This window comes from Oceanobacillus limi, assembly GCF_900111445.1.
GTDB lineage: Bacteria > Bacillota > Bacilli > Bacillales > Amphibacillaceae > Ornithinibacillus > Ornithinibacillus limi.
The window spans coordinates 127,628-144,132 of record NZ_FOHE01000009.1; the positions used below are offsets into that span (position 1 = coordinate 127,628).

15 protein-coding genes and 1 riboswitch are annotated in these 16,505 nt (G+C 35.7%); of the genes, 2 read left to right on the forward strand and 13 right to left on the reverse strand.

Features of this window, described 5'->3' with window-relative positions; all coding sequences use genetic code 11:
• Window positions 1-18: 18 nt before the first annotated feature.
• A riboswitch (guanidine-I (ykkC/yxkD leader) is annotated at window positions 19-110 on the reverse strand.
• The 4 genes from BMX40_RS11285 to BMX40_RS11300 all read right to left on the reverse strand — a co-directional run bounded on the left by BMX40_RS11285 (window position 107) and on the right by BMX40_RS11300 (window position 4,801).
• Window positions 107-1,285 carry a hypothetical protein gene (locus tag BMX40_RS11285; RefSeq protein WP_090869915.1) on the reverse strand — a complete coding sequence of 393 codons (1,179 nt, stop codon included), beginning with the start codon at window positions 1,283-1,285 and terminating at the stop codon, window positions 107-109. It overlaps the preceding riboswitch by 4 nt.
• A 57-nt stretch (window positions 1,286-1,342) precedes the next feature.
• Complete coding sequence (locus BMX40_RS11290) at window positions 1,343-2,560, reverse strand: DUF58 domain-containing protein (protein ID WP_090869917.1); 1,218 nt, start codon at window positions 2,558-2,560, stop codon at window positions 1,343-1,345.
• Window positions 2,557-3,501: an AAA family ATPase gene (locus BMX40_RS11295; protein WP_244513497.1), complete on the reverse strand. Its 945-nt coding sequence runs from the start codon at window positions 3,499-3,501 to the stop codon at window positions 2,557-2,559. The genes BMX40_RS11290 and BMX40_RS11295 overlap by 4 nt, the downstream gene beginning before the upstream one ends.
• 82 nt (window positions 3,502-3,583) lie before the next feature.
• Window positions 3,584-4,801: an MFS transporter gene (locus BMX40_RS11300; RefSeq protein WP_090869921.1), complete on the reverse strand. Its 1,218-nt coding sequence runs from the start codon at window positions 4,799-4,801 to the stop codon at window positions 3,584-3,586.
• A gap of 298 nt (window positions 4,802-5,099) precedes the next feature.
• On the opposite strand from BMX40_RS11300, the gene BMX40_RS11305 reads away from it, so the two are divergent.
• Complete coding sequence (locus BMX40_RS11305; RefSeq protein ID WP_090869922.1) at window positions 5,100-5,690, forward strand: DUF6198 family protein; 591 nt, start codon at window positions 5,100-5,102, stop codon at window positions 5,688-5,690.
• 50 nt (window positions 5,691-5,740) lie between these two features.
• Here BMX40_RS11305 and BMX40_RS11310 read toward each other — a convergent pair whose 3' ends face one another.
• From BMX40_RS11310 to BMX40_RS11320, 3 genes are all read right to left on the reverse strand, one after another.
• Entirely contained in the window at window positions 5,741-7,240 is a 1,500-nt protein-coding gene (locus BMX40_RS11310) for a BCCT family transporter (protein ID WP_090869923.1), read from the reverse strand.
• 618 nt (window positions 7,241-7,858) lie between these two features.
• On the reverse strand, window positions 7,859-8,443 hold the full coding sequence (locus BMX40_RS11315) for a nitroreductase family protein (RefSeq protein WP_090869925.1): 585 nt from the start codon (window positions 8,441-8,443) through the stop codon (window positions 7,859-7,861).
• Window positions 8,444-9,090: 647 nt separating this feature from the next.
• Window positions 9,091-10,305, reverse strand: a complete 1,215-nt coding sequence (locus tag BMX40_RS11320) for a C40 family peptidase (protein WP_090869927.1) — start codon at window positions 10,303-10,305, stop codon at window positions 9,091-9,093.
• Between the two features lie 321 nt (window positions 10,306-10,626).
• Between BMX40_RS11320 and BMX40_RS11325 the strand changes: the two genes are divergently transcribed.
• Window positions 10,627-11,655 carry an FUSC family protein gene (locus BMX40_RS11325; RefSeq protein WP_090869929.1) on the forward strand — a complete coding sequence of 343 codons (1,029 nt, stop codon included), beginning with the start codon at window positions 10,627-10,629 and terminating at the stop codon, window positions 11,653-11,655.
• A gap of 14 nt (window positions 11,656-11,669) precedes the next feature.
• Here the strand turns inward: BMX40_RS11325 and BMX40_RS11330 are convergent, their stop codons facing one another.
• The 6 genes from BMX40_RS11330 to BMX40_RS11355 all read right to left on the reverse strand — a co-directional run bounded on the left by BMX40_RS11330 (window position 11,670) and on the right by BMX40_RS11355 (window position 16,412).
• Window positions 11,670-12,302, reverse strand: coding sequence for a response regulator (locus BMX40_RS11330; RefSeq protein ID WP_090869932.1), 633 nt, complete (start codon window positions 12,300-12,302; stop codon window positions 11,670-11,672).
• A complete protein-coding gene (locus BMX40_RS11335) occupies window positions 12,295-13,341 on the reverse strand; it encodes a sensor histidine kinase (RefSeq protein WP_090869933.1) in 1,047 nt (348 codons plus the stop codon). Before BMX40_RS11335 ends, BMX40_RS11330 begins: the two co-directional genes overlap by 8 nt.
• Window positions 13,338-14,072: a cell wall-active antibiotics response protein LiaF gene (gene liaF, locus BMX40_RS11340; protein ID WP_090869935.1), complete on the reverse strand. Its 735-nt coding sequence runs from the start codon at window positions 14,070-14,072 to the stop codon at window positions 13,338-13,340. The genes BMX40_RS11335 and liaF overlap by 4 nt, the downstream gene beginning before the upstream one ends.
• Window positions 14,073-14,275: 203 nt before the next feature.
• Window positions 14,276-14,911 carry a PspA/IM30 family protein gene (locus BMX40_RS11345; RefSeq protein ID WP_090869937.1) on the reverse strand — a complete coding sequence of 212 codons (636 nt, stop codon included), beginning with the start codon at window positions 14,909-14,911 and terminating at the stop codon, window positions 14,276-14,278.
• A 19-nt stretch (window positions 14,912-14,930) separates the two neighbouring features.
• Window positions 14,931-15,287 carry a lmo0954 family membrane protein gene (locus BMX40_RS11350; protein WP_090869939.1) on the reverse strand — a complete coding sequence of 119 codons (357 nt, stop codon included), beginning with the start codon at window positions 15,285-15,287 and terminating at the stop codon, window positions 14,931-14,933.
• Between the two features lie 750 nt (window positions 15,288-16,037).
• Window positions 16,038-16,412, reverse strand: a complete 375-nt coding sequence (locus BMX40_RS11355) for a PilZ domain-containing protein (protein ID WP_090869941.1) — start codon at window positions 16,410-16,412, stop codon at window positions 16,038-16,040.
• Between the last annotated feature and the right edge of the window lie 93 nt (window positions 16,413-16,505).

A 16,505-nucleotide genomic window follows, 5' to 3' on the forward strand; every position in this document is an offset into this window, starting at 1 on the left:
TATCGACGTAACGTAGATATCTCCCGGGCTTTTCCCCCTCCGTGTACACTTTCGTGCGTTTTCTCTCGGACCTGACCACCATTAGGTGCGGAACCCTAGAAAACTTTTAACTATTAAAGTGATTTTCTATTTGTTCTAAGCTTTGTTTCAATTGCACAATTTCTTTTTCGTTAACCTCCATACAACCATAGCGTACTTTTTGATATACGTAAAGGTCAACGGAATAACCAATTCGACTTAACCATTCCTCTATTGTTTCGAATGGGTGTCTCCCTTTTCCATGTTTGGCTGCCAAATGCTCAAAGCGGTATATCATTTTCCGAACGGGATGATCAATTTTCTTCATCCGTTTACGATATAATCTTCTTTCGTGTGACTTATAACGAGTAAGCTTTTCCTCCGTTTTATGATAATCAACCTTCTTCTCTTCCTCTGGTTCTTTAAATGTAAAACGTGACTTAATGAAAAGCACGAGCATAATGAGAACCAGGCAAATAATTATACCTGTAATAATGATATAGATTGATCCAAATAGAGAAACCTCATTAAAAATAGATTCCCCTAATTCAGCTTCCTCCATCGTATCCAATTGCTGTTCATTGTCACTATATTCTACAAAATCACCTAGTTCAATATCAGGAACGACTTCTGATGCCAAGCTTGTTACCATCTCAATAAAACCGTTTGTAATTACCTGATAGCTCCGAATAAATAGCGTTCTTATCTCATCAGAGAATAGATAAATAAGGGTTGTTATTGCAAGGAAAAAACCAAGAAATCCCCCCCAGAATTGACGGTTAAAATCTTTTTTATCTCCTTTTCCAATCTTGGCTGCATGGCTACTTATATTACCGATCATAACAATTAAAAGCTGCACAAACACGAGCATCAATGCTTGGCCGTCTCGAACAAATATCATAATACCTGTTCCCAACAAAATGGACATAATGATATATAAATTTTCACGATTTATGTGCATTTCACTTCGAATGGCAATATATCTCCAAGTTAATAAACCAGCAAAAGCAAGACTTAAGCCAATTGGGTAGCCAATTGTATAAAAGACAATAAAGATGATTGGTGCCGTTAGGATATAGGGTAGTTGCTTCCACTTCAACCAAGCATAGCTTGAAAAAACAATAGCTATTCCAATGACGATACCTAGGTAAACCCAGTAAGGAGTGACTTGATAATGAAAATACATTACAGGTAAAATAAATAAAAAGGTTAAAATTGCCTCGCTCAAGAAATGGTAAGCATGTGTAATAATAAAATTTTTATTCATCACGGTCACCTTACCCTTAACCGTTTTTGGTTAGAGTACGTACCTAGCTGAAAAAAATTATGTAGCATTCGTATAGGTCTCCTTTCGTATTGGCCTAACAACTGCCCCTTCCTCTGTTCCCGTAACTTGAAATACGGTATTTTGCACTTGCTTCCATGTCTGAATCGTTTCCAATGCACCTGTAGGCACTTCTCCAATAATAATAATTGTTTTTGGATTAATAAATTGTTTTCCTAAGCGATGTAACAATTGGTTGAATGGCATAATCATCGATTGTTTATGAACTCTCGCTAGCATTTCTAATGCATGACCATAATGGCTTTTCCCTTCTCCCTCAGGTAATTGAATGTATGGAATTTTCCCAGGCTTTCTTGCATTTACATAAATTTCGTACGGAACTCCCGTTTTTGTCGCAAATTCACTTAGGTAGGCAGTATAACTTAATAAATTTTCCAAGTTTTTATTATAGCGATACTTATTAGGACCTTTTTCTGTACTTAAATTAACAATAAACACATACGACATATCAACTACCCGTTCATAAATGTTTGTTTGTAAAGACTGGGATTTTACAGAAGCATTCCAGTTAATCCGGTGAAAAGGATCACTAAAACTATAATCTCTTGTTCCTCGTGGACTTTGAATATCTTCAAATGGAGAAAAATTTGCACGGCCATCGCCTGGAATCATATGGAAAATTGCTTCTGCACCTTCGACCGGAAGTAACTTAGGATAAACAATAAATTCTGTGCGAAAAAACTTCCGATACCCCAATGTTACCAAATTAAAATTTAATAAATGAGGAAACGTATACTCAATATTATTTACTTTAGAAACACCGCGTTGTTCCGCTATTACAGGAAATTCGATCGTAGTATTTCTTTTTTGTAGTACGGATAAGGGAAGTTTTAATTGTTTCCAATATTCTTCTTGTTCATCCACTAGCGTATACGCTTTTACAGATGGGCCGATTTGGACTTTAAACATCCCATTAACAATGGGAAACAATGAATAATTCCGTAATTCAAACTTTAGATTTGCTTCCTCCCCCGGAAAAAGTTTAATACTTTGTTCTTTACTTTCCAATTCTAGCTTCTGCCCAATTCCACGATCATACACCTTATACACGATCAGATAGGATAAGAAAATGCCCACACCAACAAATGCAATTGGAGCCCGAAATATAACACCAATTAAGAAAAACAGAACCAATGCGATTAAAACATAATCAAAGCTTTTCGAATGTTCAAGGCCAACCTCTTTTTTCCACATCATTCGCTAATAGCCCCTTCTTCCACCGGGACAGGAACTGCTTGTATAATCTCATCAACTACTTGTTGAGTCGTCTTCTTAATGGAGCCTTCCATAGATAATATTAAACGATGTTCGAATACATAAGGCACCAACTTTTTAATATCTTCTGGTGTAACAAAATCTCTATTTGCTAAAAACGCTCTTGCTTGTGCTGCACGCATTATTGCTAACATCCCTCTAGGGCTAACTCCTAGCTCTACTTCATGATGTTCTCTAGATTCATGGATTAACCCTAATAAATAATCGGAAACTACATCAGAAATTGTAATGTGCTTGATTTGTTCTTGATAGGATTGAATATCCTCAATCGTTAAGGAAGCTTGAATCGATTCATATGGATCGTTCGTACGATAGGCCGTCAATATTTGCTTTTCTTCTAAAATATCCGGATAACCTAAATCAATCTTAAATAAAAACCTGTCTAACTGTGCCTCTGGAAGTGGAAATGTCCCATAATTACTTTCTACTGGGTTTTGCGTTGCTAACACAATAAATGGGGAAGGTACTTGAACTGTTTCTCCATCAATTGTGGATTGGTATTCCTCCATGACTTCTAGCAGACTGGACTGCGTCTTTGGAGTGGCACGATTGATTTCATCAGCGAGCAATACATTGGAAACCACCGGACCAATTCTTAGCTCAAACTCTTGAGTCTTTGGATTAAAAAAACGAATCCCAGTAACGTCACTAGGTAATACATCCGGGGTAAACTGCACTCGGTTAAAATCACCATCCATGACCTTTGCAAAGCTCTTTGCCAATTTTGTTTTCCCTGTTCCTGGAACACTCTCTAGTAATACATGTCCCTCTGCTAAAAGAGCAACAAATAGTAAGTCAACAACTTCTTCCTTTCCATAGATGACATGATTTAATGAATCCTTTGCCTGTTTAATTTTCTCCATCTTTAGAACCCCCATGGCTTATATTTACAAAAAATAGATAATTCATTTAATTGGAACACTTTTCCATACGATCATAAACTTATTAAGTTTCACGAAAATATAATTTTTTTGACGGGGAATAAACAATAACAGTAACGATTATTGCTATCATAAGCATCCCAATTGCTAATATACTAATAGTCACTCTTAATGGGATAATATCTGCAATAGCTCCTACTAGGACAACAAAAACAATCTGTACCAAGCTTTGAATAAGTTGGAACATACTAGTGACCCTTCCCATTATTTTGGTAGATACATTATTTTGATAAAACGTTGTAATTCCAGCATTTAGAAAGGCATTAAAGAAACCAAGGATGACAAAACCTATCGTTATTGATAAAAAGGACCAAGACGAAGCATATATAACATAACCCACAGCTTCCATACATATACCAATAGCAATCATTAATCGTAGTGACAATTGATTAGAAAAAATGGAAACAAAGATCCCACCAATGATTGCCCCAACTCCCGTAATACTTATTAGCAAGCTATAGTCCACCTCAGATAACCCTACCACTCGCTGGGTAAAAACAACCTCCTGTGCATCCATTGCAAAACTAAATATAATGCTTGCTACATAGGCACCATATACGATACCAATATACTTTTGGGCCATTAAAAACTGAAAAACAATATTCCAATCAGCTTTTAATTGTTTAAATGATAATTTTGGTGCATGCTGTTGATCGATCTCCTCTTTCTCTGGTAAAAAGTATAATAGAATTGCTGAAACCAAGAAGGAAGCAGCATTCATAAAAATAGCAGTGTCTATAGATCCAAGTAAAATAAGTGCTCCACCAACTGCAGGTCCAACGATAAATGCCCCTGACATTGTTATCGATTGAATCGAATTATAGCGTTTTCTCCTATTTTTTGGAACAAGCTGGGTAATATATGTCATCGAAGAAGGGACAAAAAACGCCTTCGCTGTACTTATTCCAATCAATACAGTATAAATGAGCCAAATATTTGGTAGAAAGGGAATGAAAAAAACGAGTACTGCTCGGACTATATCTGTCCCAATCATTACTTTTCGTTTACTCCGGTAATCAATATAACTCCCTGTCCAGAATTTAGTAAGCACATTGACTATTGGACCTATCACCCATAAAGCTGCAACTGCAGCAGCAGATCCAGTCATTTGATAAATTAATAAGTTAATGGCAACTAGATATATAAAATCACCGAGTCCTGAAATACCAATTGATGTTAATAGAATAATAGGTTGCTTCCATGCACCGAACGAATTTTCCATAGACTCTCCCCTAATTTATCTTCAATTTTCAAAATACTCTTCTATTTTAATCCTTTTCTTACGAGATTTACAAATTTAAGCAATACGTTAAATTAGCAAATTTACGATTAGTAGAGATTCATCAGTCATAAATTGATTAACTTTATCTACAGTTGATGTCACTCTATAGCGCATCACTTCCTCGTACTTCTTGAGTGGTACATGTTATTCGTTATTTGTTCAATAATTTATATGTATTTATATAGTGGTAGGCACATACGATGGTAGGGAGTTTAACTTGGACAAGGTGGCAAAATAATTGATAAAAAAAACAATGGCTATATTCATTGGAAGCGTTTTATTAGCACTAGGAATTAATTTGTTTGTTATCCCTAACCATTTACTTGATGGTGGAATTATTGGATTAGGCCTACTTGGCAAATACGTCTTTGGTTTAAAGCCCGGATTGACCATTATTTATTTAAGTATTCCATTATATATCATTGCTTTCATTTACAATCGTTCCTATTTTTATAATGGAGTGCATGGTCTATTCGTTTCTTCCTTTTTAATTGATCTTTTTAACCCATTATCCTCTTGGGATGCTCCACCAATACTTATAAGCTCTATTTTAGCTGGAGTAATAATTGGTTTCGGCATAGGAATACTGCTATCTGCAAATATTAGCTCTGGTGCAAGTGACTTATTTGCATTAATGTTATCGACGATATTGAACATCAATGCAGGAATTATTATTTTCTTTTTTGACTGCATCGTTTTATTATTAGGTTCATTTGTTGTACAAGAGGTTACGATTTTTTACTCCGCCATAATGGTCACAATGGTAGGTGTAACTACATCTGCAATCCTAAGAATTTTTCGTAAAGAACGACATACGATTTATTTTTAATAAAAAAAAGCTGTCCCTAAGGACTTAACTTATGGGACAGCTTTATATCATCAACTATCTTTTTTACTCTGATAATCTTTTTTAAGCATTCTCATAAAGGAAACGACGATCAAAACGAGTATGACAGTAAATGGTAATGCTGATATTAAGGATGCTGTTTGTAACGCATTCAATCCACCTGCTAAAAGTAATACTACTGCAATTGCTGTAATTAAAACCCCCCATATCATCTTTACATATAATGCAGGGTTTAAACTACCCTTTGATGTCATGCTCCCCAATATATACGTTGCAGAATCGGCTGAAGTAACTAAGAAAGTAAAAATAAGTAGAATCGCTAGTAATGACATGACATTAGATAAAGGGAGATTCCCAAATGTCTCAAATAAGGCAACTGCAACATCTGCATTCACAGCTTCAGCTATAGTTGTTCCATTATTAAGGTCACTGTACAATGCAGTCCCTCCAAATGCCGCTATCCATAAACAAGCAATAACAGGCGGAACAATTAATACTCCCATAACAAATTCACGAATTGTTCTTCCTCGAGACACACGTGCAACAAATGCCCCAACAAAGGGAGACCACGCAATAGCCCAAGCCCAATAGAAGATGGTCCAATCTCTCACCCATGTACCTCCTTGATACGGGGTTAAGCGCATGCTATATTCAACAAAATTTGTTAAATAATCCCCTAAACCAAGTACAAAAGAGTTTAATATAAATACAGTTGGACCGGTGATAAATACAAATAACAATAAAACAATACACAAGCCTAAGTTTACATTACTTAACCATTTGATGCCCCGATTTAAGCCTGTACTAGATGATAATAAGTAAAGCACTAAAATAACACCAGCTATCGCAACTTGCATCCACACCGTATTAGGGAAATTAAATACATTTTTTAATCCTCCATTCATTTGCATTATTCCAAGCCCTAATGAAGTAGCAACCCCCATAACGGTTGCAATAACAGCTAACGAATCAATCGTAATTCCTAGACTTTTATTTTTTCCTACAACAGGTTGTATAGATGTGGAGATAAGACCATTATTATCTTTCCGAAATTGTAAATAAGCAATAATTAACCCAACAACAGCAAAAACAGACCATTGACTAACCCCCCAGTGAAAAAAGGAGTATCCCATAGCTATTCTTGCAGCCTCTTCTGTTTGACCTTCAAGTCCATCAAATGGCGTGATGAAAAAATGACTCATTGGTTCTGCTACACCCCAAAATACTAAACCAGAACCAAACCCTGCAGAAAAGAGCATTCCAACCCAAGTAAAGAACGGATACTCCGGCCTAGACTTTGGAGGACCAAGACGTATTTTTCCATACTTGCTTATAGAAATAGTAATTAAAAATAAAACAAATACAAAAACAGCTAATAGATAAAACCAACCAAAATTTCTTGTCGTAATGTTAAACAGTGCCTCTGCAACGTCCCCAAATTGTTCTGGTAGAGCAGCACCAATAATAACAAGTAATAAGATAATAATCGCTGATATATAAAATACTGGATTTCTATATGTATGCTTTTTCATTTTATTCGTCCTTCCTGTGATGTAATAGTAATCAATAGCAGCGAATGGATTGTCACTACCAACGATTGTTCCCCTAATAAAGTAATTCTTCAAATATTAGGGGGTTTTTTCAGCCCCACTGATTGTTAGATGAACGAATCGGATATTTGACTTTCCTTTAATCTCACACTCAAATTCCTTGGTTTTAATTCGTGGTTTGAAGTGAGTCTTCAGTAATATGCAGGAAAACTACTTAATCCTATACAGAAAAGTTTCTACTATATAGAGGAATACGTTACATAGTGGATAATTTATACCCTAAGTTTATATATGGTAAACTATATTTTTTGAAGCAATACGAAAATTATTCATCCCTATATAATCTACACAGAATGACCAATAATAAAGTTAATCTTTAATCAACGGGCTTTTCTTCCTCCCAGCTGATTGTAAAATGAACGAATCTTTGAGTTTATTCACTACTTAGCTCCTTTGTTTTGCTTCATAGGTTTGAATTGTATATTACGATACATAGGACGTGCTAGTGCCGACAATGGACAGGACGTCGCATATATGTCAGCCTGTCAGTAATATGGAAAAAAAGAGAGATCTTATTTGATCTCCCTTGCACTTTATGTATTATTCTGAAAATGACCCTTCTGAAACAAATGCATCTATTTCTTTACGGGTAGATGGCTTTTCACGTTGTTGTAGTTGCTCTGGTAAAGCTTCTTTTTCACCTGCATAACCAACTGCTACAATCGCATGAATTGCATAACCCTCGGGTATCTCAAGTTTTTTCTTAGCTTCCTCTTTATTAAAACCACCCATAGCGTGTGTTACTAAGCCTTTACGGACTGCCTCTAGCGCAAAATATCCCCAAGCAGCACCAGCATCAAATGCATGAGCTTTGTTATGACCTCCAAAGCGCTCTTCATTCTCTTTAGAAATGATTGCAACAAGAATTGGGGCTTTCTTACACCAGATCGTATTTCCTTCATGGATAAAGGTTAAGAATTTTTCTCGATCAACTTTATTACGTGCTACAATAAATCGCCAAGGTTGAACATTTCCCGCTGAAGGTGCCCACCTTGCTGCTTCAAATAGGCTATTTAAAATATCTCCAGGCACTTCCTTTTCTTGAAAAGATCTCGGTGACCATCGTTCTAAATATATTGGATCAATTTCATATATACTCTCACGATTTTTGTCTACCTTATACATAAGTTCACTTCACCTCTTTATTTTTTCTAGTTGATTTTTGAGTTTCACATTCTATTATAAAATGCATTTAGCTTATCTTCAATTGAAGGGGGTTATGTTCATTGCATTCTACTATGAACATATGAATAAACTGCGCATTAACTTATCAAATACTATAGTTCAAATTCGTAATGTAATGTGCTACTAACACCGCTACGGAAATACACTACGCTTTCCGCGGGTGACCCGTGAGCCTCCTCGAACTCCGTTCTGCGGGGTCTCACTTTGGTCACTGTTCTCGCAGGAGTCTCCGTGTATTTCCTTCGCTATATTTAATATAATTGATCGATTTTAATAGAAAAAGCTAGCAGAACTTCTATTTTACAAAAGTTATCTTTCAATAATCAGATATTTTCAACAGAGGAGGCTGAGGCAGTGCCCACGAAAAGCGAAGTATTCTGTCGTAGCGATATTTTAGCACTCTCGAAAGTACGGGAAAATAGTAGATTTTACCAAAAGCTTACGTTGCATCATACATCAAATATGTAACAAAGGGATAGGTTAGGGGATTGGAGAATAGGAAATAAAGCGTAAAGGAAGACGTGGGAGCTGGCTTTAATAACAAAAAAAGCCCTAGCAATTATGCTAGAGCTTTAACACAAAATCTATTAATTAACAACACGTCTTACGTGACCAGCGAAGTGATCTTTCCAGTAACCACTTGTCATTGATTTAACAGATAATCCATATGAACTTTGAGAACCAATGAACTGTCCATTCCCAATATAGATACCAACATGTCCATTTGTTTTATACGTATTAAAGAATACAAGGTCTCCTGGTTTTATATTACTATAAGATACTTTTGTTCCAGTAGACTGTAAAGCGGCTGTACTGGAAGGAACGGAATACCCACCTTGTGCAAATGCCCAAGATACAAAACCAGAACAATCAAAACCGCTCGGTGTTTTTCCTCCCCACACATAAGGTACTCCTAAGTATTGGTAACCAGCATTAATTACTGTGCTTAGACTTCCACTAGCTTTCGCTGGAGTAGAAGATTTATTTTCTTTCTTACTTAAAGTGTTTAAGTTACCATCACTTGAACTGTTAGATGATGAAGATGATGCACTTGCTGTAGAAGGCGTTCTTTTAGCCGCAATACTTTGTCGAACTTCTCTTTCAATCGATGCAAGTCTGCTATCTTCTACTTGTAATTCTTTTTTCTTATCAATTAACTCTTGCTCTTTTTGCTTTAGTTCATCTTTTTGCTCAACAGTCTGTTCCTTCTGAGCTAGAATAGTCTCTTGCATACCTTCTAGTTCAACTTGCATTTCCGTTAATTCATCAAGTTTATTTCCAACAGACTTTTTATCTTCTTCTTGTTGATTTATTAACTCTGTATCAGAGTCAGTTATTTTTGTGATAGCTGATACTCGACTAACAAGGTCTCCAAAGCTTTTTGATCCAAAAATCACATCAAGAAATCCGATGTTCCCACCGTTCTTTTGATAAGAAACCATGCGATCTTTCAGGATATTCGAACGTTTCTCGATTGCTTCTTCTAATTCTGCAATCTCTTTCTCTTTCTCTGAAATCTCTGTGTTTGTTTCGTCTAACTTATCTTCATTTTTTTGAAGAGCTTCCTCTACTTGTGCAATCTCTTCATTTAGTTCCTCTAATTCTATTAAAACATCTGCAATTTCTGATTCTGCTTTTGATAGATTATCTTTGATCTCTGAACGTTCGCTTTCAATTTGCGATTGTTTATCTTGTAATTCATTTAATGATTCTGCTCCAACCGTGCTCGCCGTGCTCGTGAAGAAAGTACTCCCTATACCGATTATGGTAACTGTGGCTATTGTTATAACTGCCTTTTTCAACTTTCTTACCTCGCTTCCCCTACTACAAAACTTTTTTTAGTAGTAAAATTATATATTTATCACTCTATGTAATCTATTTTTTATTAGGCAATTAGTAGTATATCATCTATAAATGTCATGCGTGTTATAGAAATATTACAATTATGTTTCAAAAGATGACAATTACTTATCTTATCCTTAATAATCTATTTGTCTTTCCTATCATTCTACTGATTCTTACAAACAATTATTAGATGATCAAGAAATTGGCAAAACTATTGCAAAAAAGAAACAAGACTGGAAAAATAACAATTATCATGTAGAAAATATGGGAGTATGATCATGAAGTTATCTGAGTTTATAGGTAGTCGTCTAATTAAAACAGCCGTAGCTATATTTATTACAGCATGGATATGTAATCAGATCGGTTGGCCACCGGTTTTTGCTGTAATCACTGCGATTGTTACCTTAGAACCAACCGTATCTGAATCCATTAAAAAGGGATTCATACGTTTACCTGCTTCCGCAATCGGATCAGCCTATGCCGTTTTATTTATTTCACTTTTCGGAAATTCGCCAATCACCTATACTCTGGCAGCATTCTTTACCATTGCAACCTGTGTCAAGTTGAGATTACATGCTGGATTACTCGTAGCAACACTTACAGCTGTTGCAATGATAGAAGTTATTTACGACAATTTTTTTATCTCATTTTTTATTAGGTTAGGAACTACATCGATCGGCTTAATTGTTTCAACTGCTGTCAATATGTTTATTCTGCCACCAGATTACACACAAGAAATTGTTAAAAACATTCAAAGGTTGAATAGTAAAACAGGGAAGGCCATTGAGAAAATATTTACCAACATATTGTTAGAAAAGGATCTCAAAGATAGAGGTACAATGGAAGCTTTACAAAGGTCGCTGCAAAATACAGATACTTTAATTCGATATCAAAAAGAAGAAACGAAATATCATCCACTCGTTGGACATGAAAAACACCTCTTCCAACATGCACAGGAACAAATTGTTACCATTCGGATGATTCATTATCATATGGAAAACTTGTTAAATACACCATTGGATACAGTTACCTGGACAAAGGAAGAGCGTTCCGTAGTTTTACAAGCAATAAACTACCTTTCCTATAGCATGGAAGATGAGAAGAATTTTGAGGCAAAGAGACATGACACCCAATTAAAGATTTTAACTGAACTTTTTTGGGAAGATAACGAAGAAATCACCAAGAAAAATGAACAGCACCCTACACATTTTCCACCGGAATTAATTATTTTATATGAACTTTTATCCATTTTTGAATTGGTCACTGAATTTTATCAAACGAAATCTCCAATAGAAAAATCTGTGTAGCATTACACAGTTTTCTATTGGACTAAATGATGCTTAAAAGCATAAATAACAGCTTGTGTTCGATCTTGAACTTCCAATTTACCTAAGATATTGCTTACATGCACTTTAACGGTTTTTAACGCAATAAACAGTTCATCCGCAATTTCTTGATTTGTTTTCCCTGCCGCTATTAAAAGTAAAATTTCCATCTCTCTGTCGGTTAATTGTTCGTGTAAATGTTCGACAGGCTTCTGACGCATTTTCGTCATAATTTTCCCAGTTACCTCTGGTTCTAGAACTGATTGTCCGTTATATGTCGCTCGAATCGCTTTAGCAATTTCACTTGCTTTCGACGTTTTCAGCAAATAACTAGTTGCTCCAGCTTCTAATGCAGGATAAACTTTTTCATCATCTAAAAAACTTGTCACAATTATTATTTTAGCTTCTGGCCATTTATTCATAATTTTATTAGTAGCTTCTATACCATCCATTTCTTTCATTACAAGGTCCATGAGGATCACATCTGGCTTTAATTTCAAAGCCAATTCTACAGCCTCTCCACCATCATCCGCTTCTGCAACAACGTCCATATCAGGTTGAGCAGATAAATAAGATGAAACACCTATTCGAACCATTTCATGGTCATCAGCGAATAAAATTCTAATCATCATTATCATTCCCTTTACGTAAACTAGGAACTTTGACTTCTAATCGTGTTCCTTGATTAGGTAGACTTATTATTTTGATCGTACCTCCAACTTCATATGCCCGTTCCTTCATATTTGATAATCCATAAGAACCAGTTGTTCGGACTTGCGACGTATCAAATCCTACACCATCATCTACGACTCGTAAAATAATGGTATCGTCACGTTCAATCAACATCACATGGAGAGAGGAAGCTTCCGCATGACGAAGTGTGTTAGAGACGGATTCTTGTAATATTCGAAATAACTGATCCTCAATTCCTTTATCTAAAGCAAATTCTTCCACTTTCCATTCAATTGTTAATGGTACCTTCTGCTTTAATTCAACTAGTAACTCCTTAACCCCATCTTGTAGAGACTTCCCTTTTAACGCAACTGGCCGTAGATGTAATAATAAAGCCCGCATCTCTAACTGGGATTGGTGAATCATTTTCTCTACTAAGTTTAGTTGTTTGTTAACCGAAGGATCAATCTCATCAGCCGATTCATTAATGGCTGACATCATCATCGAAGCAGCAAATAATTGTTGACTTACAGAATCATGAAGCTCACGTGCTAAACGGTTTCTTTCCTGTACGACAATCTCTTGTAAGCTTTTTTCGCGTTCGTGTGCTCTTTCTGTTGCAAGTCGTTGGGCATGCTCGGTGTGTTTACGGATTTTTTCCTGTACTTGTTCCACGTAATATTGTATTTGCTGAAGTTCTCGATAAGGTTCATCATCAAAGGTTACGTTATGACCTTTTGCTAGTTCATCTAACTGGCGATTAATTCGGTAAAATCGTTGCCGCCAAAAAAGTCCTGTTGTAATACCGAAAACGGACCCAATAATAACCGGCACACTGATGATGAATAGTACAAATGGGACATCACCAATGTTATAAGTGTATATAAGCCTCCAATCATCTATTGGAAAGGCAAAGAAAGTAATCACAAGGATCAGTATCGTAATCAACAATCCAAACAATATCGCAGTAAAGGCGTGACGCACGATTGGTATCATATCCGCTTCACCTCGATATCTCCAGAAACAACGGAAGTAATAATTTTTACTCGAGGTAGATTTGTTGTGTCATAGTTGCTTGTTTGATAATAAAGGGATTGGTTCATTAGTTGTGTATGGTGCTTCCCAAATATATGAACTCTACCAAAAATGGAACTATGATGGATACTTACTTCTACTTCATAAGGGATAAAAATTTCTATATTTCCAATAAAATGGCGTATTGAAATAACTGATGTATCGTTAGGAAGAACTGTATTACTAAGATCAATGATTCGATCTCCAAATCCCCCATGGATATTTACATCTCGCCATTGGTATGCAACATCATCTGTTGCTTGATCATCAAACATTTTATGGTCAAACAAAGGTTTCTTTTCCACAACTGGGTCATCGATAATTTCTTGATGGGAAATTAAGTCGACTGGAATTTTTTCAGCTTCTTGGTTCTTTTTCATATAGTTCAAAACAAACAAAACAATTGCTACGACTACTAGAAAACGAACTGCAAGCATATTCAATACAGAAAAAAGCAAACTAATGGCACCGATCCAAAAAAATATCTTCCCCCATAATTTTGTAAAGTTCTTCCACCCTATATAAATAAAGAACCCAGAAAATAATGCAGAAATAATCATGCCGCCGTGAAAGAATACAATTTCCACTACAAAGAGGATCACTCCTATGATCAATATCCAGTTAAAGTTATCTGTTGATAGTCGTTGAAACAATTTAGCGATCCCCCTCCTATGTAATATAGTAAGTCGTTATCAGTTAGTTCCTTATATTACACATTGTTTGACGAACAAGTAATCCAATGAAATTCTTTCGCTCGCCTATTCCAGTTGTTGTACTTACAGCTCGTTACATGTGGAATAAAATAGACGCAGTACACTGCGCCTATCTAGTATATCATTTTTTCTAATGTAAATAATTAGTTTACCTTGTCTTTTTCTTGCATTTCTTTTTCTAACTGGGCAATTTTTTGATCAAAAGTACTGCGGTAATATGCGCTATTCACTTTGTATTCGATCCCTTCGATGTATCGTTCCATTTCCGCAAATTTCGAAAACGGTTTATCCGAGATATCTTCTACAACTTTATTCATTTGGTAATTGGCATGGGCAATATTCTCACGCCCCATCAACTCCATCCGCTTTAGATGCATATCCTTTAGTTTATGCTTCATTTCTTCATATTTCTGCTCAAGTAATTCTAGTTGCTCTATTGCTTCTTCACGTGATGTTTTCATACGATCTGCACGTGCTTGATATTCCCCATGTTCTTTTACTGCAAATTCATGCATTTGTTGCTCCCCTGCTTTTTCCGCTATACTTGCTTGTTTCAAACGTTTATCAGCAAGGTCCTGTGCTTTATGAAATTCCTTTGTAAACTCTTCTTTTAGTTTATATTGCCGATCGATCAGCATCCGAACTTTTTCCGTTTCTTGTTCACTTTGCCTTAAATACTGATTCAAAGCTCCAATCGGGTTTTTTTGTTCCTTTTGATCCATCATTTGATGAAGGTCTGCCGAAATGGAATCTTTCATTCGTGTAAAAATATTTGACATAACAATCTCTCCTTTTAATTTATTGATTTATCTCTGCCCATTGACGTTCAAAATTAGTAAATGGGTCATTGTCCTCACTCACAACATCTACAGCCGGATCTTCTTCTACATTTTTCCAATTTTTAACCACAAGGTATAATGCGTATGCTGCTGCCAAACCAACTATTGCAAACATATTTGAAAATGTTACACTCAATACTAATAGCCCAAGGATTACCCAACCGACCTTGCCAGCTGCTGAGTCACTTTTTATGAACTTTTTAAAAATAATATAGAGTAACCAGACGCTCAGTCCTAGAATAACCATTGGACCTAGATTAGCGAGCAAAATAAGTAACGCAACCAATCCTCCAATAAATAACATAAACTTTTTCATTTGTTTCGCCTCCTTTCTTTATCTTGATTCCATCATATCTATTTTCCTTATCTACGGTAATGAGCCTCAGCTATATTTTAGAATAAGACCTAAGGCCTATCTATGAGTAGAACCTTTTAAAAATAGCAGTCACTTCTTTTGCTAATTGCCTTCGTTCCATGTATAGATTTATATAATACGGTTGGCATGATTTACGTCGTAGTAGATGTATTATGCGACATAACTAAAAAACTGGTATTCAAAATATTAAGCTGATAGTGGCAAAATTAAACCGTCATTGAAAGAATGTAAGATCCATCTATCCATCATTGGGTCTAAATAGCGGAAGAACGATCCTCAGCGCTGACAAGGTGGTTCCTCATTCCGCTAAATGGCCGATAGCATTCATTTGGAGCATGGTTTTGGTTCCTTATTCCTTTATTCACTTATTTTTAGTAACATTCACACTGATTTATGGCTCATAGAGGAATGAGGATCCTCATACACCTAGTTTTTGCGGTATTTTGTGATTTAGCGGAATCACGATCCTCATCAAAAACGAGGTGGTTCCTCATTCCTTTATATATTGGCTCAGGTAATCCGCGGAAAGCGAAGTATTCTACCGATAGCGGTTTTATACCGCTAATAGGTAAAGTAGTACCAATCTCCAACATAATGTTATGTCGCATTATATACAGAAAGCGTATTAATTAATATAAAAAAAGGAATCTATCATTAAATGATAAATTCCAAAAATGTGATGTATAATTTCTAGTTTGATTGATTAGCCATATTTTTACCGAGTGTCTTTAAGTCGTTTAATAGCTTATCTTGTATTTCCTCTTCTAATTCAAATTGAATGCCATAATAATATTCATTTAATTTCTTTTCCACCCAAATGAAAGTTCCACTTACTTGATATGGATTGTCATTTAAAGAAAATGAAATAGTAGCTTTTACATCATTCCCGTGAACTGGAATGCTCAAGGACGTACATAGTTTCAAACCTTTTAAACTAACATCAACTATTTTAGCTTCACCATCTGAAGACGTCACCCTTTTTCCGTTTAGTTCATCCATGGAAAAACGCGCAAGTAGTGGTTCACCGAACTCAAACCGAAATGCTTCATCCCGTTTATATCGCACCGTTAGGAATACCTCCGTTCCAAATATATTAATTCAAATATACCAATTACTAACAATTAATTCTATGATTCTACAAAAAGTTCTTAAATTCTA